A 20,205-nucleotide genomic window follows, 5' to 3' on the forward strand; every position below is an offset into this window, starting at 1 on the left:
TTATGGCTTCCTTCAGACCCCACCGTTGGCCAGTGACGCCCTTGCCATTCAGATTATCTTCCCCTTAGTCAGGGTGATAAGGCATCTTTCAGCCTATCGGGTTTGCCAGCTTCGCTGGGCAAACAAACAAAAAAACCCGCTAAGTTAGCGGGCTATTCTGTTATATGGTGGAGAGATAGGGATTTGAACCCTAGATGGGCTATAAACCCATGCCGGTTTTCAAGACCGGTGCATTCGACCACTCTGCCATCTCTCCGATACTGCTAAGTTAAAAGTAAGAGTGTACTAATAACTATTTAAATGAATGATATTTTAATTACCACACACTTATTAAATAAGTGGTGGAGAGATAGGGATTTGAACCCTAGATGGGCTATAAACCCATGCCGGTTTTCAAGACCGGTGCATTCGACCACTCTGCCATCTCTCCGCACGGCCTGCATAATAGGGAAACCCATCCCTTTTGTGAAGCTTTTTTTTAAATTAATTGTTTAAGTGCCTAAAAAACAATTGATTTGTTTAAAGTTAAAACAAAATGTTTTTAATTTAGCCATCAATATACTTTTATTTAAATATTTAACTCTATTGATCTACAAAGGTTTGCCCAAACATATAAGAGTTGGTAATCTAATTTTAGTTAAATTATCGAAACACACACGTTTCACTTAAAGGAGCTCTACAATGGCGTTTAATCAATCGTACAATACCGCGAAACCGGTAATGTCTACCATTGAAACAAACAAGGTACTTAAAAACACCTACTTTTTACTAGCTATGACACTTGCATTTAGTGCAGTTACAGCCGGTATTTCAATGGCACTACAATTACCTTACTTTATGGGAATTGTGTTTACACTCGTTTCGTTCGGTTTATTATTTGTTGTAAATAAAAAAGCAGATACAGCATCTGGTGTATTTTGGGTTTTTGCTTTCACAGGTTTAATGGGGGCAGGCTTAGGTCCATTGCTTAACCATTATGCTGCATTACCTAATGGCCCAATGCTTATTATGCAAGCCTTAGGTTCTACAGCGCTTATCTTTTTTGGTTTATCTGCTTATGCACTAAATACTAAAAAAGACTTCTCATTTATGGGTGGCTTTTTAACTGTTGGCTTAATCGTTGTGATTGTAGCAAGCATCGTTAATATTTTTATTGGCAGTTCATTGATGTTTATGGTGCTTAATGCAGCAGTTGTACTGATTATGTCTGGTTTGATTTTATTTGATACAAGCCGAATCATAAACGGTGGTGAAACTAACTACATTCGCGCAACAGTGTCTTTATACCTAAGCGTATATAACTTATTTACTTCTTTACTTGCTCTACTTGGCGCAAGTGATGACTAATTAAATAGTTCTGTTAAAATAGCCCCTTTATTGGGGCTTTTTTATTGGAATTGTTTTGGCACGCTTTGTTCTTTCATTACATACACCACCATCCGATCACGATACCACGCAACGCATAGTTAAATTTGCGAATGCATGTTTAGCCCAAGGGCACACCATTGATGCTATTTTTTTATACCAGCAAGGTATTTATCATGCATCTACCCACTTTGATTTATCCTCAGACGAGCTTCAAATTTCAGCACTTTGGCAGCAACTTGCTGATCAAAAACTAAATTTAATGCTGTGTGTTACCGCCGCGCAAAAGCGCGGGTTAGATATTAAAAACACAGGTGTATTTAAAGTCGCAGGGTTAGCTGAATTTGCAATGCTTGCAAGCGACGCAGATAAATGGGTGCAATTTAAATGATAAACGTATTAGTAATGAGTCAGTGCAGCCCATTTGACGATTTAAATATTCGTGATGCACTTGATATGACATTGATATTTGCTGCTGTTGACCAAAATGTAAGTTGGTTGTTTAGCGGCCCCGCCGTTTTAGCTTTAAAAAAGCATCAACAACCAAACAATATTGGCTTAAAAGACTTTTTTAAAAATATTAAAACACTCGAAATATATGATGTTGAAAACATTTTCGTGTGTGAAAAATCATTGCTTGATTATGGTTTAAATAAACATGATTTACTCATAGAAGCAAAAGCTCTTAACTTTAGTCAACAACAAACACTAATTAAAGCGCAGCAACATGTGGTGAACCTATGAGTACGTTACATATATTTTCAAAGCCGCTTAACTATTACTCGGCAAATCAGCTAGAGAACTTAATTTTATCAGGCGATAAGGTACTACTTGTTGGTGATGCCTGCTTTGCAAAAAAACAATTTAGACAATTTGCAGATACACTGTTAATACTTGAACAAGACGCGCAAGTACGTGCAATAAAATTAGCAGATAACGATAAAGCAATTAGCTATGAAGACTTTGTGGCACTCACTTTATCAACTAATCAATCAATTACGTGGTAACTCATGCTTGAATTTAACAACCAACAGATTGAAACCGACAAACAAGGCTACTTGCTCGACCATACTTTATGGTCAAAGGAGCTGGCGCCTGTAATTGCTACTCAAGAAAACATCACACTTAGTGAGCAACACTGGGAAGTCATTAATTTTGTTCGTGATTTTTACATTGAATATAACACCAGCCCAGCAATTAGAATGCTTGTAAAAGCAATGGCTAAAGCACTCGGTGAAGATAAAGGTAATAGCCTTTATTTATATAAATTATTTCCTAAAGGCCCAGCCAAGCAAGCAACAAAAATTGCCGGATTACCAAAACCAGCTAGGTGCATATAATGAGAGCTAAATCAGACAATAATCAAGCAACACAAGCCAAGCCAAAAAGAAGTACTGGGCGTACTTATTCACGCAGTGCACTTAACAAAACGCCATCTGGTAAAAGAGAAATAAAGCCGCAAATAGCATCTAAAGACAGAAAAATTGTGTTATTCAACAAGCCGTTTGATGTGCTATGCCAATTTACAGATGACGCAGACAGAAAAACGCTTGCTGAATTTATCCCTATTAAAGAAGTTTACGCAGCAGGAAGGTTAGACAGAGACAGTGAAGGTTTATTGCTTTTAACAAACTGTGGAAAATTACAAAACACCTTAACTGCTCCTGATAAAAAAACGAATAAAACCTACTGGGCACAAGTTGAGGGTGAACCAACGAGTGAATCAATTAATGATTTATGTAATGGCGTAGAACTTAAAGACGGGCTTACACTCCCCGCTAACGTTAAAATAATTGATGAGCCAACAATTTGGGCGCGTACCCCGCCTGTACGCGAGCGAAAAGCAATCCCGACCACTTGGCTAAGTATTACTATTAATGAAGGTAGAAACAGACAAGTTCGTCGAATGACCGCGCATATTGGACACCCTACACTTCGCCTCATCCGCTATAGCATTGGCAACTATACGTTGGATGATATTAATTGTGGTGAATACAAAGTAATTAAGGGCGTAGTTGATGCATAAACCGCATGTCACGGTTGCAGCAATAGTAAAAAAGCAAAACGAGTTTTTACTTGTAAAAGAGCGAGATAAATTTACAAAGCAAATTTGTTACAATCAACCTGCGGGTCATTTAGAGCAAAATGAGACACTTGCACAAGCTGCAAGCAGAGAGCTACTAGAAGAAACAGGCTTAACGCTTGAGCCTATTGGGTTTTTAGGTGTTTATAATTTGCATGCCGATAACGCAGTGCACTATTTGCGATTCTGCTTTTTATTTGAAGCGCCTAATAATATAAAAGCACCAACACCAATGGATTCCGACATCATCAGCGCTAGCTGGTATACATTAGAGCAAATAAAATCATTACCTCTTAGAAGCCCTTTAGTGCTCAAGTGCATTAACGACAGCTTGAATCGACCACCGTTAAGCTTAGAAACTATTTATAATTGATTTACTCTGAGCTTAGCGCTATACAATTACGTCCTTGTTTTTTAGCATAATAAAGGGCGTTATCAGCGGCTTTAACAAAGCTGACTTCATTACTATTTGTATAGTCACTGATGGTATTAATACCCATACTTATAGATAAAAATCCGGTAAAGCTATCCTGATGTGCAATAGCTAAGTTTTCTACAGCCTTTTGTATTTGCTCAGCTATAAACAATGCCCCTTGCCTATCGGTTTGAGGTAATAAAACAACAAATTCCTCTCCGCCATATCGAGCCACAAAATCTTCTGGGCGACTAACAGTTGAAGCAATTTTTTGAGCCACATCATATAAACACGTATCGCCGGCTACATGCCCATACCGGTCATTAAATTGTTTAAAATAGTCAATATCGATAATAATTATCGATAGCATGCCTTCGCATTCTTTTGATTGTTCATACTCTTGTGTTAGTTTTTCATCAAACCGACGCCTGTTTGCAATTTTGGTTAATGCATCCAAAAAAGCCATATCCCTAAGTATATCCTCTGCTTCTAAACGCTCTGTAGCATCATTAAAAACAGCTAAAAACTCTTCACCTATATCAATTCCTGAAATTTCCATCATCACTTGTGAGCCATCACGACAAGAAACTCGATAGTTATTTGCAGGTATATCGTTATTATTATTCAGCGCCTTTTCAAGTGAATCTTGCCACAGCTTTTTTGCAAGCTCTCTATATTGTGGATCTGGGCACGCTTTTTCCCACCACAATTTAAGATTAGGTACATGCTCTACTGTATAACCAAAAACATCTACAAAGCGTTGATTAACTTTCAAAATATCACCCGTCTTAGAACACACATTACATACCGGCATTGGCAAAACGGTAAATAACCTAGCGTAGTGACTTATCTCATGTTTGCGCATAGGGTTGAGTGTACTTTGAGGTAAGTAACTCATTGGCATATCACTTTTTTCTATACTAAGCTTTTCGTCCATTTCTAAAGCGAAATACCATTCAAGCCACCAGTGCTCTACATGATCAAGTACCTTTAGCTCAATGTTCTTTTTAGCGGTTGAGCCCTTAATTAAGCTAAATAACTCATGTACATGATTTGGTTCTTGGTAAATATGGGGTTTTTTTAGTTTTATTAACTCATAAAAAAGATTATAGGCTGATTTTTTAAACTCTGTCGTCTTGCTAGAAAGTAATTCGCTATCCACAAAATCCGGTTTTTGTGTGTAATGCTCGACTAAAGAATTTATCTTGTTTATTTGATAGGCATAATTCATATATTCATTCCATTGACTATATTTCAAGCGGCTTTAAAATGGTTTACAACCATATACTCACCACTATTTTATTTTTATTAAGTGTATATTTACCCTAGTAGTTTTAAAAGAAAAATACTATTAATAAAACTCAATAACTACATGAATTATTCTATACTCTTAATTTATTAGTAAAGATCACTTTAATATTGCTAAAGTTACAGCCTGATAATGCGTTTAAGTCTAGTTTGCTATTTGTTATACAAATAAAATAGTGACAAATTATGTCCTTTGCCGCCCTACGCTCTTTAAGCACAAACAAAATACATGCTATAATCGCGGCCTTTCCAAGTTAACAGCAATCTGTATAAGCGAAATTATTCATGAGCGAAAATAGTCACATTAAAGTCATTGTTGGCATGTCCGGCGGTGTTGATTCTTCTGTATCTGCATATTTATTACAACAACAGGGCTACCAAGTAGAAGGCCTGTTTATGAAGAACTGGGAAGAAGACGACAATGATGAATACTGTGCCGCCGCTGATGACTTAAAAGATGCACAAGCCGTGTGCGACAAATTAGGTATTGAGCTTCACACAGTAAACTTTGCTGCTGAATACTGGGATAATGTATTCGAATACTTTTTAGCAGAGTACAAAGCCGGCCGTACACCAAACCCAGATATAATGTGTAATAAAGAAATTAAATTTAAAGCCTTTTTAGAATTTGCGGCTCAAGCACTCGGTGCTGACTTTATTGCAACTGGACACTACGTTCGCCGTGAACTTCGCGATGACAAATACGTAATGTGTCGCGGACTTGATAATAATAAAGATCAAAGCTACTTCTTATATACCCTAAGCCATGAACATATTGGCCAAACGTTATTCCCTGTAGGTGATATCGAAAAACCAGAAGTACGCCGCATAGCAGAAGAACAAGACCTAATCACGCACGATAAAAAAGACAGCACCGGAATTTGCTTTATCGGTGAGCGTAAATTTAAAGATTTTTTACAAAAGTTTTTACCAGCGCAACCTGGCGTTATCGAAGACACTGACGGTAACAACGTAGGCGAGCACGAAGGCTTAATGTACCACACGCTTGGACAACGCAAAGGCTTGTTAATTGGTGGTATGAAGGAAGGTTCTGGCGAACCATGGTACGTAGTTGATAAAGATTTAGAACGTAACGTACTTGTTGTTGGTCAAGGTAAAGATCACCCTCGCCTATACAGTAATGGTCTTAATGCAAACCAATTACATTGGGTAGACCGCGTTGGCCCTAAAGGCACCACTCGCTGCACAGTTAAAACACGTTACCGCCAAGAAGACTTAAGCTGTACCCTACTTGTAGGTGAAGACGGCATGGCTCGTGTATTATTCGACGAACCACAAAAAGCAGTTACGCCAGGTCAATCTGCTGTATTTTATGCAGAAGATGTGTGTTTAGGTGGTGGTATTATTGACTCGGTGATTAAGTAATGAATGAATACCAAGTCATGGCGCTTGCCGCCATGTGCCAGGTTGCTAAACAAGTTCAAAAAATTGCTCAATACGGCAGCAACAACGAACACGATTTAGAAATCTTACTTTCAAGTATTATTCAAACATCTCCTGAATCCCCAGAGGACGTTTATCAAGGTACAGATAACCTGCGTGATGGCTATAAAACATTAATGGCGCAGCTTACTGCAGGCGCTCAAAAAGATGTTGAAATAGTAAAGTACGTAGGTGGTTTAATGCAGCTTGAGCGTGCACTCAATGCAAACGACAAGAGCTTAAACGAATTAGGCAAACGAATTGATGATATTCATCGTCGTTTAGATCATTTTGCTATTACCGACGAGAGCGTTGTTGCCGGTTTAGCAGATATATACTCGTCGGTGCTGAGCCCCCTTGGGCACCGAATACAGGTTTATGGTAAACCCGAGTTATTAAAACAGCAGCTCACTCAAAATAAAATCCGTGCCCTATTACTAGCCGGCATTAGAAGTGCAGTATTATGGCGACAAATGGGCGGTAAACGCCGTCACTTTTTCTTTTCAAAAAGAAAAATACTCGCCATTGCTAAAACAAAAATTTAACTATCGTTCAAACTAAAATTTAGGAGTTATTATGGAGCTTTCAGCGTTAACGGCTATCTCTCCGGTGGATGGTCGCTACGGCAGCAAAACCACTGAACTACGCAGTATTTTCAGCGAATTTGGCTTAATTAAATACCGCGTAATTGTTGAAGTGCGTTGGTTGCAAGCGTTAGCTGCAGCAAGCGATATAAAAGAAGTACCTGCATTTAGCGAACAAGCAAATGCACTACTTAACGCTATTGTAGATAACTTCAGTGAAGCTGATGCACAGCGCGTTAAAGATATTGAACGCACTACAAACCACGATGTTAAAGCGGTTGAATACTTATTAAAAGAAAAAGTAGCCGATAACAGTGAGCTTCATGCAATCAATGAATTTATTCACTTTGCTTGTACTTCAGAAGATATTAACAATCTATCTCATGGTTTAATGCTTAGCGAAGCACGTAACAAGGTTTTACTCCCTTATTGCGATGAACTTTTAAGCGCAATTAAAGAAAAAGCGATTGAGTACAAAGCAATCCCAATGATGACTCGTACGCACGGGCAACCAGCTACACCATCAACGATGGGTAAAGAGTTTGCTAACGTATACATGCGTTTAAAGCGTCAACGCGGGCAAATTGCACAAGTAGAGATGCTAGGTAAAGTTAACGGTGCTGTAGGTAACTACAACGCACACCTTAGCGCATACCCAGATTACGACTGGCACACACATGCAGATAAATTTGTATCAAGTTTAGGCTTAACACTAAACCCATTTACTACACAAATTGAACCGCATGACTATATTGCAGAGTTGTTTGACGCAATTGCACGTTTTAACACTATATTGTTAGATTTTGACCGTGACATGTGGGGTTACATTGCCCTTAATCACTTTAAGCAAAAAACAATTGCAGGCGAAATTGGCTCATCAACAATGCCACATAAAGTTAACCCAATTGATTTTGAAAACTCAGAAGGTAACTTAGGTTTAGCAAACGCTATTTTTGCTCATCTTGCACAAAAATTACCCGTTTCTCGCTGGCAGCGTGACCTTACTGATTCAACCGTATTACGTAACCTAGGTGTAGGTATGGGTTATGCAATTATTGCATACCAATCAACACTTAAAGGTGTAAGTAAGCTTGAAGTAAACGAGCAACGTTTAGCTGACGAGCTTGATCAAAACTGGGAATTACTAGCCGAGCCGATTCAAACGGTTATGCGTAAATATGGCATTGAAAAACCATACGAAAAACTTAAAGATTTAACACGCGGCAAACGTGTAAATCAAGAAATAATGGCTGACTTCATCGATGGTTTAGACCTTCCAGAGCACGCTAAAGTAGAAATGAAAAAACTAACACCTGCTAATTACATTGGTCGTGCTGTTGAGTTTATTGATGATTTAGTTTAAAAACTAAATTGCTCTTTTAAAAAGCGAAAGGATCATCCTTTCGCTTTTTTTGTTTTAACCCCATTGCACTAACTAGTAGGTATAATGTATGGATCAATTAAAAATAAATAATTTGTCTGAGCAAGAGTTTTTAAGCCATTTTTGGCAAAAAAAGCCGCTTTTAATCAAACAAGGTTTTGCTAATTTTCAAGACCCGCTTGATGCTAATGAACTTGCCGGCCTAGCAATGGAAGAAAGCATAGAGTCACGTATTATCACCAATCATAAAAATGACTGGCAAACGCACCAAGGTCCATTTGAAGACTTTGAGCAGTTAACAGACGAAAATGCCACCTTATTAGTGCAAGCTGTTGATCATTGGCATCCTGAAGCTGCACAACTACTAGAGCCATTTAGGTTTATTCCAAACTGGCGCATAGATGATTTAATGATTAGCTATTCAACGCCTAATGGTGGTGTTGGCCCACATTTAGACCAATATGACGTATTTATTATTCAAGGCGAAGGTAAACGTCATTGGCGCGTAGGCCTGCCCGATCCAACACTTAAGCAGTTTGCTCAAAACAAAAAATTACTGCAAGTAGAAGCATTTGAAGCCGTAATCGATTGCATATTAGAGCCTGGCGATATTTTATATATTCCACCAGGGTGCCCTCACGAAGGTTACGCTGTAGAAAATGCACTAAATTATTCAGTTGGTTTTAGGGCGCCAAACCAACAAGATTTATTGTCGAGCTTTGCCGATCATATTATTGATACCGAAAGCGGACAAAAACGTTATACCGATCACAACATCACATTAAGAAAATCAAAGGGTGAACTTACAAACCTTGAAGTTGATAAAGTTAAAACATTGATGGCGGCACTTTTAGAAAATGACGATTTATTTAAACAATGGCTAGGCTCAACGCTTAGTCAGCCCAAACATGAAATGGATTTAGCGCCAGTAGAGCCTCCATTTACGTCAGAGCAAATAAGCGATGATTTAAGTAATGAAGAAGCAGTGTTTGAACGCTTAGGTGGCACACGCGCTATTTATCAGCAACTCGATACAGAAGTTTTACTAAGTGTAAATGGCGAAAATTACGCTATGCCGTTAACCGACTTAGCGGCGGTAAAACTACTTACCGATAATACTGAGTTTGAAAGTTCAGCATTAAATTTAATAAAGCCAAGTTTAGTTTTTACTCAAACTTTTACTACACTTGTTAATGAGGGGATCTGGTTTAATATAGACCACGAGTAATAATACCAATTTTATTAATAATGATGAGCACGTTACAGCGTAAAATATTATGTATACAGGTCAGTTAAAATTTTTAATTTTCATCTGATATTGGCTTAAATAATTTTGCTGTGATTGCTTACTCATTCTAATTTGGTATCAATAGGAGTTTGCAATGGGCTATCTGGTTGATAAGGTTGAATGGGATATAAAAAAAGATATGCTACAAAAAATTCGAGAGCGAGTTTTTGTTTACGAGTTACATATCCCCAAGCATATCGAATTTGATAGCCTAGATAAAATTGCATTACATGTACTTGTTACAGACGATGCAAACTGCCCAATAGCAACAGGTAGATTATGTAAAGATGGCTTGATCGGCAGAATAGCTGTATTACCTGAGCACCGTAATCGCAAAGTGTATAAATCGCTTCTCAACTTTATTGTTGAATTAGCCTCAAACCAAGGTATTGAAGAAGTAAGCATTAATTGTATTTTAAATGAGGTAGAACGTTTTAAGCGAAATGGCTTTATTCAGCAAGGGAATGTATTTATGGAGGCGGGAATTCCTAGGCAACGTATGCAATGCCCTGTTTCGGCGTTTAATACTACTCCCTTCACACTTGTGCATTAGATAAAGAAAAGGGCGATAAATAAGCTATCACCCTCCACTTTTTACTTAACCCAAACCGTCGTTACTTTGCCTCATTTGCCCATAGCGGCTCATTATCATACATTTCGTACAAGCCATGTGCTCTATTGATAAGTAAGTTAGCAAAGTCTACCTGTGTTTTATCACGCGCGCCTGTACTCATAATCTGATCCGCTTTTAATTGCCACTGCAAAGAAAAGTAACGCATTGCATCACGAGCATCTGTAGCTGCACTTACTTCAGCATGATCTGTAGGTAACCGCCCTGTTACTACCCAATATGTTTTACCGTTCTGTGCTTTAAATTTCCACATTGCACAAAGTGGTGCTAAAAATCGACTGTCTTTATCAACTACTGATTTTGGCATAATGCCCTTTTCGGCTAAATGCTTTTGCGCTGTTTGAAAACATTCGCGTTGCCACTGCATTCTTTGCTCATCGGTTATAACTTGTTCTTTTGCTGTTAACGGCTTTTTTTCTTGTTGCTGCATTTTTATTAACCTTTTACTTCTTTTTTAACACTCTAAGGGCTTAGTAAATAAGGTGCAAGTATAAAACGGTCATTTGCACCTTAAAGCGCTCTGTTTGCTGTGTTTTTAGCCAAACTATTATTTTATATTGTGATCAAACGAACCCACATCACCCGGAAATACTACTGGCGACTCAACACCGTCTTTACTAACAGAGGCTACACCAAAGTAATAATTATCAATCACTACGTTTTTAAGTGTGTACTGTGAAACCTTACCAACGTATTTACTAAACTGCCATTGCGGCTCGCTCGTGTAACGCCAATAAATTTTATAGCCAGCAATATTTTCATCATTGCTTTGTTGCCATGAAAACGATGTATCAGCTGTAACAGCTCCTTTTATTTTAACTTCTTTTGGCGGTGCGGGCGCCCACGCCATAGATGCCATCGTTACCGCATTAAGTGAAGTCAACTTAGCTGTATAATCAAAATCAACGCCTTCAATAGTATCGCCATACTCAACGCCATTTTCAGTGCGTAAATCTTGATGCTGACGATCGTAGTGCTCGTTAGTTTCCATAATACGCACTGCTGCAAAACCTGCATCATTAAATGGACGATGATGCCCACCACGGCCAAATCTATCTAATCGATATACAAGCATTGTATCTAGGTTAGGAATGTATCTGTCAGTAATAGTATCTATGTAGCGCGCTAAATTTCGACTCGCCGAATCAACTTCACCACCCGTAAAGCGGCGAGTATTAGCTTGCTCTTTTGTTTCTACAACACGGGTACCTTCTGAAAATATACGCGCAGTTGTATTATCAGTTACCCCATTAATACCGGTAATATTGCCAATCATATCGTTGTTTAAAACGCCATGAACTTGCCAGTCATGCTTTTGTGCATAAGCCGTTAATATTTTTCCACCAAACAAACCCTGCTCTTCGCCCGAAAGCGCCGCGTAAACTACCGAACCATTAAATTTGTATTTACTTAAAACACGAGCAGCTTCAATTACTCCCGCTACACCTGATGCGTTATCATTTGCCCCAGGTGAATCACTCGTAAAGTCCATAACATCACTTACACGAGAATCTATATCACCCGACATAATCACCATGCGATTAGGTTCGCTTGACCCTCGTTGAATAGCCACAATGTTAACCACTTCAACAGGGTTAGGAATGCGTTTTTCGCCCGATATAGTGTCCTTTACTTCAATGATTTCCAAACAACCGCCACACTGCGCGGATATTTTTTCAAATTCATTTTTTATCCAGCGCCTAGCCGCACCAATGCCTCGAGTATCCGATTTAGTTTCTGAAAGCGTATGGCGGGTACCGAAATCCACCAGCGTTTGAATGTCACTACCAATACGTTCGGCTGATACTTGAGCTGCTATGTCATGTAATTTTTGCTGTTCTGTGTATTGAAGTTGTGTTTTCCCATGTGCTGATAGTGCAAGTGTGCAGGCACCTGCAATTGCAGTAAATTTAAGTAACGTTGTTGTGATTTTCAAAGGTGTTTTAAGCATCTATTAGCTCCTAATTATTATAGTTTAACCATTACTTAACTAAGATTTTATGGCAATACATTTGAGGTAGATGCAGAAAGGAGCACGCTAAAGCGCATTTACTAGAGGTTACTAGGAAAGTAAAAAGCCCACTACCTTTAATAGGTACTGGGCCAAAATTTATTATGCATACTTTTAATGAGTGGTTTTAATGAGTGGTTTTAATATCAAATTCTTTCAAAAAGGCCTCATGTCCTCCTAAGCTTGCAAGCACACCAGCAGAAAACATAAATATTAATACAAATGCTAAACAGCTCAAAAACTCCGAACTATTTTCAGGCTTAATATAGTAGTTAAGTAAAAAACCACTCAATACACCTATAAAAGCTATTTTGCTAAATAAAAAGTAACTTGGGATCTCAAATGCCCAAACTGAGGTATTGTTTACAAACTGCCTATATCCATACGTCATAAAAGCCAACATACCAACAATACTAATTGCAAAAGTAGACACTGTGGTTAACACGCTCATATTTTTATAAATAAGCACATACCCTAATCGTAAAGAATAGATAAATACCGCAAACCACGCTAAAACAGCAGGCCCTAAAATCAATCCCATTTCCAATCCTTGAATAACGTCTAAGTAATTAACCTCTAAATACAATATTATATTTAGAGGTTAAATTACAAACCTTGTTACACAATAATCTATTTAAAAATGTGTTTTTCGTGGCACACTGTCATTGTTTATATATTAATAGTTTAAGTTATGCGTCAGCTAAAAGAAGATACAATTAAAAGTAACCTTATTGAGTCGCAGCAAAGTGCATACGGCCCCGTATGCGTGTATCAAAATAAAGAATATCGTTGGTTAACGCTTGCACAAAAAACCAATGAAGACATTACAATTCAGGGCGTTATGAACCTTATACACCCTGAGCAAGTAATAGTACCTGTAAACCAGTGTATGATGTTATTTTTACTTAAACCGGTAGATACACTAAATATATTAAATTTAGGCTTGGGCACTGCAGGGTTTGAGCGAATTATGTATCACTTACAAAGTAATACGCCTTACATAAACACCATCAATACATTTAACACGGTAGAAATAAACCCAAGCATTGCCTTAATTGCTGCCCAGCACTTTAAGTTACCAATTAAGCACAGCACCTATTTACAATGCGCCGAGCAATATATTACCCAATGCTCTGATCACTTTAACGTAATCACTATCGATATTTTTAGTGGTGAATATCATCAGCCTTTTTTAACCAGCGATAGCTTTTGCCAAAATATAAATCGCTGCAGTGAGCAAAATACGCAAGTAATCATTAATTTAAACCCACAAACAGGCCAAGAGCTGCAAATGCTTTTAGTACTTTTAAGGCAACATTTTAAGTGCTTAGGGATAATAGAGTTTAACGAATACAAAAATATAGTGATCATACTAAGCCAGCAAACATTAATGCATATAAACGTTGATGAAATACAAAACTCACCGGTGTTTATAAATTTTGCACCAAACCTTTATAAAAGTATTAACAGCATTTACCACATTGAATAAAACGCGTTACCGACCAGGTTCATGTTTTTCATAGCACGGTAAGCTTGTTTCTAACTTCTCCCAGTTAGCTTTAGACGTAACAAAATTATGCGATAAAACCTGCTCAGTAATATCGCTATCAAATATTCCTAAACGAATTCGTATTCTGCTTTTGTCATCATTATTGCTACTATAAACTGGCGAGCCACACCACTTACAAAAGTAACGAGTACGCCCTACTTTAAAACTATACTCGCTAAGTAGTGCCTGCCCTTTAGTTATTGTGAAGTCATCTGTATTTACAAAGCCATTGGTTGCAAATGCAGTCCCGCTGTTTTTTCTGCACAGTGAACAATGACAATGAATAATAGTAGGGCGTGTTGTTCTTTGGTGGTTGAATTTGCAGCAGTGTGTTTGGTATTTAGGCAAGGCAGAGCCTATGATATGTGGTTGTTCCCCATACATAGGCGATAACGTAGCATAAAGACCAAACATGCGCTGCCCTTTGGGTTCTTTCTAGGGACGATTGACTCTTTGTTGCTCGGTTTTTACTTAGCCCACTAGGTTACAAACCTTGCGCCGCGATTAAATCGCCCCTAGATTGAACAAATTTCAATCCATAAAGATCAACACGCCCTAGTTATACTGCCCGACACTTCAACGTTTACCTCACCACACAAACACGAACCCGTATACATATAACATCCTAACTATTAAATTATTTTTATACTCAGTTAAAATTTGCTGAGTTGATTTAATGGATAAGTTTACTGGTTAATTTTCTGAATGGAATAATAATTTTTATATCTTCGCAGTTCCCACGCCATTACGTATTGCTTTAATGATTGACATAAAAACATTAAATTGGTTACATAACCTTTACTTTAAAGTTATAGCCAAAACAATAATTGGTTAACCAAAAAACCTAAACTTACTGAGAGCCAATTATGCATTGTAAACACATGTCACTTTTATGTTTGTTAAGCGCGTTAGCGTCGTGTTCAACCATTTCTAAAAACACGTCAAGCGATTGGCTACTTATTGATGACTTTGAAAATTCACTTAGCAAGTGGCAAAGTGTCGATACGCAAAATGAAACTAAGCCACAGGTTAAAAACCCACAAATAACAGTTATACAATCAGAACAAGCAAACTCATCAACAAATCATTATTTACTAAAAAAGCCTGCGGCTGAGAGCATTGTAGGAAATCGTAAAGCGCTTTCTTATACAAAACTTCCACAAGCGGTTGAAGTTGGTCAAACCTACACATTTTATATGCGTATAAACGTGGCTGCTTTTCCTAATAACCATGCTTTTGGATTAAGCAACCTTACGCCAGAGCTAATTAATAAACATTCGTACGATGCGTTTGAGCCTACACTTCGCGTAACCGATAAAACAGAATCAAACGGGCTTGTAAACGATGGCGCATTAATGGTTAAAACCGACAGCGGGTATAGCAACATTCAAAACTACACTACCAAACAATCGGCCAAGCCACTGCAAACAAATACCTGGTACGACGTATGGTATGTTGTTAATAACGCAGCAGCCTTAGAGCAAGGTCAGCAATATGATGTTTACGTAAAAGGTGGTGAATTTAGCAAGCAAACACTGGTGTATAAAAATGCACAATTTAGAATGAAGCGCGAACAACCTCTTATATATTTTTTAGCAAACTGTAATACAGGCCCAATTAAAAAGCCTTACGGAAATGGTGGCCTCAGATATGACGATTTATACATGAGCAAAGGTACAAACCTAAATAACCCAATGCTATAAAAGTAAGTGAAGTGTTTTTAGGTGTTCTTTTATACATAAGTTTATATTAATAACGCTCTAGCATATTCACAATTAATACCCTACAAACCTGCATTTAAAAATACTTAAATGGTATGATACTCGTCATTATTTGCCATTTAAGTTTTTAAAATGTATCGATTATTTGAAAAAATGACAAAAGCATTTCCTGAGGACCAACCCACTCAGCCGCCTTCTACTTTATTTGCTTTTTGTCGCCACTACACCAAAGGAATGGAACTGTCGTTGCTGCTTATGTCAATCAGTGCCGCCATGCTCGCTATTTTAGAGGTTTCTTTATTTAGCTACATGGGCCAACTTGTTGATTGGTTAACCGCCTACACGCCCGAAACTTTGTTTATAGAGCAAAAGTCTGAACTTATTAAAATGGCTGTCATGCTGTTATTAGTATTGCCCATTGTTGTCTTTTTCCATTCTGCTATTTTGCACCAAGCATTGCTTGGCAATTATCCTATGTCAATTCGTTGGTTAGCACATCGTTATTTACTGCGCCAAAGTGTTAGCTTTTATCAAAATGAATTTGCAGGAAGAATAGCCACTAAAGTACTACAAACTTCTTTAGCCGTTCGCGAAACAGTGACCAAACTACTCGATGTATTAATGTATATCGTGGTTTATTTTGGCTCAATGGTATTTTTAGTTGCCGAAGCTGATTGGCGCTTAATGATCCCTTTATTAGTTTGGTTGGTTTTATACATTTGCGTGCAACTTTACTTTGTACCGCGCCTTAAAAAAATTGCCAGCTCACAAGCCGATGCGCGCTCAGAAATGACTGGTCGTATTGTTGATAGTTACACTAACATTTCAACTATTAAATTGTTTTCGTATACCCAGCGTGAAGAGCAATACGCAAAACAAAGCATGGATGTATTTTTACAGCCTGTGTACAAGCAAATGCGCTTAGTAACCAGCTTAAACTTTGTTATTCAAAGCTTAAATTACATATTAGTATTTTCGGTTGCCGCTGTATCACTTTATTTATGGTCGCTTAGCGTAATTAGCGCCGGAGCTATTGCTGTTGCTGTTAGCTTAGCGCTTAGATTAAACGGTATGGCGCAGTGGATCATGTGGGAAATAAGCAGCTTGTTCGAAAACATTGGCACCGTAGCCGATGGTATGAAAACACTGTCGAACCCTATCGAAGTTGCCGATAAACCAAATGCTGATACGCTTAACGTAAGCCAAGGTGCTATTGAGTTTAACAACGTACACTTTAACTACGGCAAAGCTGCAAAAGAGACTAATCGCAGCCCTGTAATGAACGGTTTAAACTTAAATATTAAACCTGGCGAAAAAATTGGTTTAGTCGGTCGCTCTGGCGCGGGTAAATCAACACTTGTTAACTTATTACTGCGCTTTTACGATACCGACTCTGGAACAATAAAAATTGATGGGCAAAACATCACAGACGTTAGCCAAGAAAGCCTACGCCGCTACATAGCAATGGTAACGCAAGATACCTCCTTGCTTCATCGCTCAGTAAAAGACAATATTTTGTACGGTCGCCCCGATGCAACCCACGATGAGATGATCAACGCGACCAAACAAGCTAAGGCGCTTGAGTTTATAAACGACTTGGTCGACAGCAAAGGCAATAAAGGCTTTGATGCACAAGTGGGCGAACGCGGTGTTACGCTTTCAGGCGGTCAACGCCAACGTATTGCTATTGCACGTGTACTACTTAAAAATGCACCCATACTTATACTCGACGAAGCCACCAGCGCACTCGACTCAGAAGTAGAAGCCGCAATTCAGGCAAGTCTTGATGATTTAATGACAGGTAAAACAGTTATTGCCATAGCGCACAGGCTATCAACCATTGCACAAATGGATAGATTAATTGTACTTGATGACGGCGGCGTAGTTGAGCAAGGCACTCATGAACAATTAATCGCTAAGGGTGGAATATACGCAGCCCTATGGACACACCAAACAGGCGGGTTTATAGGCGTCGATTAGCCATTAATATTACCTTACGGTAGAGGTAGTTTTATTCTGCTTCTACTTTAAACAAAAAAGCGAAGATGCCTTAGAGGCTCTTCGCTTTTTTTATCGTTATAAATAAATTTTATAACTTTTTTATAAATTAAGAGATTAGTCTTAACCCTATCATTATCAGCATAACCACATTAGCAAGTACGCCGATTAAAAAAAAGTAACTACGTGGGCTTGGGTTTTTCTCCGTTGCTATAGCGTAGTACAGCGCCATGTGAATTAAACGCGCAATTAAATACACCCAAATACACATTGCAAAAATCGGGCTTTGATAATTAATTACAAACGCAAATAACACCGTACCTATAAATAATGCGCTGTTTTCAAGCGTATTATGAAACGTACGATGCGCTCTAAATATAAAGCTGTCGTGCGATAAATCCTCGTCAATTTTACCTGGTACAGCATTTGGTTCTTTAGCTTTGCTAAACGTAGCCACAGCCCACTGTACAAGCAACATAATTAAATAGAGGTAAAATGCCAAATAGGCCGTAAGTGCAACTTCAGTCATTATTAAATCCCTTGCTTTGTTTTTAACTTAGTATTGATTGCAATTTTAAAGCCTAAGTTAATACACTGATATTAAAAGGGTTAATCTAATAAGCCTAATTACATATGTAAGTAACACACAGCATTGTATAAAATTTACTTGTTATAATTTAAAAAAATAACATCAAAACTAAACTGTATACTGCTGGATTTACTCCGATCTATAAAGTTTAAACTCTTCAAGTGAAGCATCCCATAACGCTACCTGATTACGCCCCAAAGACTTAGCCTCATAAAGAGCTAAATCAGCCTGTTCAATCAACTCAGAAGGTGTTCTTGCTTTAAATTTAATAGACGTAACCCCAAAGCTACACGTAACAGGAATATCATCAAATGTCGCTTTTTCAACTTTAATACGAATAGCCTCAGCTATACGTATTGCTTGCTCTTGAGTTGTGTTGGGCAAAATAATACAAAATTCTTCGCCACCAAAACGGGCCACGCTATCACTTTTACGTATATTAGCTTGTAAAAGCTCGGCTACGCCACAAAGTACTGTGTCGCCAATGCTATGCCCATAGGTGTCGTTAACGCTTTTAAAGTGATCAATATCGACCATTAAAATACAGTACTCTTCAATCTGAGGTAAATCCAAAAAGTCGCGATTCATAACCTCAAATAAAATACGACGGTTATAACAATTGGTTAAAGGGTCTCTTGCTGCCAAATAGTCTAACTCTTCATTACGTTTTTTAGAGGCAATAAAACTCCTATAAACCAGTAGTACAATAGTTAAACAAGCGGCTAATAAAAATGCGAGCGCAATGCTGGCGTATTTATTCTTTGATAGCTCTAGCTCTGATATAACTCTAGCTTGGGCGGCGATTTCAATTTGATTATTTTTCTTTTCAAGCTCAAGCTGATGGCGTTTTTCTTTTTCTCTTAACGTCTCAAGCTCTATTTCCATTTTGTACGAATGCAAATGTGCTTTTTCAAGCGCCAACTTATCTTCACTTCTTTCATTTTGAATAATATCGGTTAGGGCTATTTCTTCTTCTGCATGACGAAGTGACTCTTCTATACGACCACGCAATTTTTCTGCTATTCGAATTTCACGATAGGCATATAGCATATGTAATTTATCATCTATTTCGGTTGATAAAGCGAGTGACCTTTTCAGTAAAGAAATCGCCTCATTTGTATCAATACCAATTAAAATGCCCGCAAGCGCAGTAAGCGACTTTATCTCATAAAGTTTACCACCTGTTTCTCTGGCAAACGACAATGACTCTTTGTAATACTCTATAGCCTTGTTGTTATTTCCTTGGGCACGATAAATATTACCAATAATACGTGCTGTTGTAGAAATGTACGATGTAAGGTTTTTGTTTTTATAAGTGATATAAGCTTTTTTAGCATATTGCATTGCTGATGCTAAGTCGCCAGATTCGAGGTTAATAACAGCCATTTCTCTTAAAGCTGAAGCGAGCGTTTTTTCCTCGACCATACCTTTTGGCAAATCGATGGTTATTTGATAGAAAAATTCGGCCTGATCAAACTGCCTTAATCGTGTATATACCAGTCCCATTTGATTTGATGTTTTAGCAATCCCAAGCATGTTATTTACTTTTTTATAATATAAATATGCCTCATTTATATGTTCAAGTGATTTTTCATAAAGATTAATATGACGATAAATAATACCCGCCCCTAGTAATGCTTTAGCAAAGCCGGCAGGATCGTCAATGTCTTTATGTATTTCTAATGCGCGAGTGGAGTAATCAAGGGCTAAAACTAAGTTATCTAAATAACGGTGTGCTTCTGCTAGTGTATTTAAAGTACGCGCCATTAGCTTTAAATCACCTAAATTAGAATATACCTCTAAAGCTTTTGTATAAAAGTGAGCCGTTTGCTCTCTATT

Annotated in this window: 22 protein-coding genes and 2 tRNA genes; 15 read left to right on the plus strand and 9 right to left on the minus strand. The window is 37.9% G+C overall.

Going from position 1 to position 20,205, the window contains the following annotated elements; all coding sequences use genetic code 11:
• Positions 1-165: 165 nt before the first annotated feature.
• Both QL998_RS04165 and QL998_RS04170 read right to left on the minus strand, forming a co-directional pair.
• Positions 166-256, minus strand: a tRNA-Ser gene (locus QL998_RS04165).
• A gap of 83 nt (positions 257-339) precedes the next feature.
• Positions 340-430: transfer RNA gene (locus tag QL998_RS04170), tRNA-Ser, on the minus strand.
• Positions 431-681: 251 nt separating this feature from the next.
• Here QL998_RS04170 and QL998_RS04175 point away from each other — a divergent pair.
• The 7 genes from QL998_RS04175 to QL998_RS04205 are packed head-to-tail and all read left to right on the plus strand — an operon-like array spanning position 682 to position 3,821.
• Positions 682-1,347 (plus strand): Bax inhibitor-1/YccA family protein, encoded by a 666-nt coding sequence (locus tag QL998_RS04175; RefSeq protein ID WP_008133668.1) that lies wholly within the window; start codon positions 682-684, stop codon positions 1,345-1,347.
• 55 nt (positions 1,348-1,402) lie between these two features.
• Positions 1,403-1,756 carry a sulfurtransferase complex subunit TusD gene (gene tusD / locus QL998_RS04180; protein ID WP_024596911.1) on the plus strand — a complete coding sequence of 118 codons (354 nt, stop codon included), beginning with the start codon at positions 1,403-1,405 and terminating at the stop codon, positions 1,754-1,756.
• Entirely contained in the window at positions 1,753-2,109 is a 357-nt protein-coding gene (tusC, locus tag QL998_RS04185) for a sulfurtransferase complex subunit TusC (protein ID WP_002962696.1), read from the plus strand. The genes tusD and tusC overlap by 4 nt, the downstream gene beginning before the upstream one ends.
• On the plus strand, positions 2,106-2,372 hold the full coding sequence (locus QL998_RS04190; RefSeq protein ID WP_008133664.1) for a DsrH/TusB family sulfur metabolism protein: 267 nt from the start codon (positions 2,106-2,108) through the stop codon (positions 2,370-2,372). Before tusC ends, QL998_RS04190 begins: the two co-directional genes overlap by 4 nt.
• 3 nt (positions 2,373-2,375) lie before the next feature.
• Entirely contained in the window at positions 2,376-2,705 is a 330-nt protein-coding gene (locus tag QL998_RS04195) for a TusE/DsrC/DsvC family sulfur relay protein (protein WP_007375712.1), read from the plus strand.
• The gene (locus tag QL998_RS04200) at positions 2,705-3,391 is read left to right on the plus strand and encodes a pseudouridine synthase (RefSeq protein ID WP_024604803.1); all 687 of its coding nucleotides are present in this window, start codon (positions 2,705-2,707) and stop codon (positions 3,389-3,391) included. Before QL998_RS04195 ends, QL998_RS04200 begins: the two co-directional genes overlap by 1 nt.
• Complete coding sequence (locus QL998_RS04205) at positions 3,384-3,821, plus strand: NUDIX domain-containing protein (protein ID WP_024600509.1); 438 nt, start codon at positions 3,384-3,386, stop codon at positions 3,819-3,821. The genes QL998_RS04200 and QL998_RS04205 overlap by 8 nt, the downstream gene beginning before the upstream one ends.
• Position 3,822: 1 nt before the next feature.
• Here the strand turns inward: QL998_RS04205 and QL998_RS04210 are convergent, their stop codons facing one another.
• Positions 3,823-5,094 (minus strand): sensor domain-containing diguanylate cyclase, encoded by a 1,272-nt coding sequence (locus tag QL998_RS04210; protein ID WP_290192194.1) that lies wholly within the window; start codon positions 5,092-5,094, stop codon positions 3,823-3,825.
• Between the two features lie 362 nt (positions 5,095-5,456).
• On the opposite strand from QL998_RS04210, the gene mnmA reads away from it, so the two are divergent.
• The 5 genes from mnmA to QL998_RS04235 all read left to right on the plus strand — a co-directional run bounded on the left by mnmA (position 5,457) and on the right by QL998_RS04235 (position 10,420).
• Entirely contained in the window at positions 5,457-6,557 is a 1,101-nt protein-coding gene (gene mnmA / locus QL998_RS04215; RefSeq protein WP_002962705.1) for a tRNA 2-thiouridine(34) synthase MnmA, read from the plus strand.
• Entirely contained in the window at positions 6,557-7,159 is a 603-nt protein-coding gene (gene hflD, locus QL998_RS04220; RefSeq protein WP_290192195.1) for a high frequency lysogenization protein HflD, read from the plus strand. The genes mnmA and hflD overlap by 1 nt, the downstream gene beginning before the upstream one ends.
• A 31-nt stretch (positions 7,160-7,190) precedes the next feature.
• A complete protein-coding gene (gene purB / locus QL998_RS04225) occupies positions 7,191-8,561 on the plus strand; it encodes an adenylosuccinate lyase (RefSeq protein WP_024594682.1) in 1,371 nt (456 codons plus the stop codon).
• A gap of 88 nt (positions 8,562-8,649) precedes the next feature.
• Complete coding sequence (locus tag QL998_RS04230) at positions 8,650-9,807, plus strand: cupin domain-containing protein (protein ID WP_290192196.1); 1,158 nt, start codon at positions 8,650-8,652, stop codon at positions 9,805-9,807.
• Between the two features lie 154 nt (positions 9,808-9,961).
• Positions 9,962-10,420 carry a GNAT family N-acetyltransferase gene (locus QL998_RS04235; protein WP_024594684.1) on the plus strand — a complete coding sequence of 153 codons (459 nt, stop codon included), beginning with the start codon at positions 9,962-9,964 and terminating at the stop codon, positions 10,418-10,420.
• 61 nt (positions 10,421-10,481) lie between these two features.
• Here the strand turns inward: QL998_RS04235 and QL998_RS04240 are convergent, their stop codons facing one another.
• The 3 genes from QL998_RS04240 to QL998_RS04250 all read right to left on the minus strand — a co-directional run bounded on the left by QL998_RS04240 (position 10,482) and on the right by QL998_RS04250 (position 13,050).
• Positions 10,482-10,928 (minus strand): DUF4826 family protein, encoded by a 447-nt coding sequence (locus QL998_RS04240; RefSeq protein ID WP_024594685.1) that lies wholly within the window; start codon positions 10,926-10,928, stop codon positions 10,482-10,484.
• A 117-nt stretch (positions 10,929-11,045) separates the two neighbouring features.
• Positions 11,046-12,449 carry a M28 family metallopeptidase gene (locus QL998_RS04245; RefSeq protein WP_290192197.1) on the minus strand — a complete coding sequence of 468 codons (1,404 nt, stop codon included), beginning with the start codon at positions 12,447-12,449 and terminating at the stop codon, positions 11,046-11,048.
• Positions 12,450-12,636: 187 nt separating this feature from the next.
• Complete coding sequence (locus tag QL998_RS04250) at positions 12,637-13,050, minus strand: hypothetical protein (protein ID WP_002962719.1); 414 nt, start codon at positions 13,048-13,050, stop codon at positions 12,637-12,639.
• 150 nt (positions 13,051-13,200) lie between these two features.
• Here QL998_RS04250 and QL998_RS04255 point away from each other — a divergent pair, with 150 nt between their 5' ends.
• Positions 13,201-13,998 (plus strand): hypothetical protein, encoded by a 798-nt coding sequence (locus QL998_RS04255; protein ID WP_290192198.1) that lies wholly within the window; start codon positions 13,201-13,203, stop codon positions 13,996-13,998.
• Between the two features lie 6 nt (positions 13,999-14,004).
• On the opposite strand, the gene QL998_RS04260 is transcribed toward QL998_RS04255, so the two are convergent.
• On the minus strand, positions 14,005-14,472 hold the full coding sequence (locus QL998_RS04260; protein WP_290192199.1) for a GFA family protein: 468 nt from the start codon (positions 14,470-14,472) through the stop codon (positions 14,005-14,007).
• A 452-nt stretch (positions 14,473-14,924) separates the two neighbouring features.
• On the opposite strand from QL998_RS04260, the gene QL998_RS04265 reads away from it, so the two are divergent.
• Together QL998_RS04265 and QL998_RS04270 are read left to right on the plus strand one after the other, a co-directional pair.
• Positions 14,925-15,761, plus strand: coding sequence for a hypothetical protein (locus QL998_RS04265; protein ID WP_182197908.1), 837 nt, complete (start codon positions 14,925-14,927; stop codon positions 15,759-15,761).
• 150 nt (positions 15,762-15,911) lie between these two features.
• Positions 15,912-17,759: an ABC transporter ATP-binding protein gene (locus tag QL998_RS04270; RefSeq protein WP_182724414.1), complete on the plus strand. Its 1,848-nt coding sequence runs from the start codon at positions 15,912-15,914 to the stop codon at positions 17,757-17,759.
• 127 nt (positions 17,760-17,886) lie between these two features.
• Here the strand turns inward: QL998_RS04270 and QL998_RS04275 are convergent, their stop codons facing one another.
• A complete protein-coding gene (locus QL998_RS04275; protein ID WP_290192200.1) occupies positions 17,887-18,306 on the minus strand; it encodes an MAPEG family protein in 420 nt (139 codons plus the stop codon).
• Between the two features lie 189 nt (positions 18,307-18,495).
• Positions 18,496-20,133: a tetratricopeptide repeat-containing diguanylate cyclase gene (locus QL998_RS04280; RefSeq protein ID WP_356948107.1), complete on the minus strand. Its 1,638-nt coding sequence runs from the start codon at positions 20,131-20,133 to the stop codon at positions 18,496-18,498.
• Between the last annotated feature and the right edge of the window lie 72 nt (positions 20,134-20,205).

The sequence above is a fragment of the Pseudoalteromonas sp. APC 3691 genome, assembly GCF_030408135.1.
Classification (GTDB): domain Bacteria; phylum Pseudomonadota; class Gammaproteobacteria; order Enterobacterales; family Alteromonadaceae; genus Pseudoalteromonas.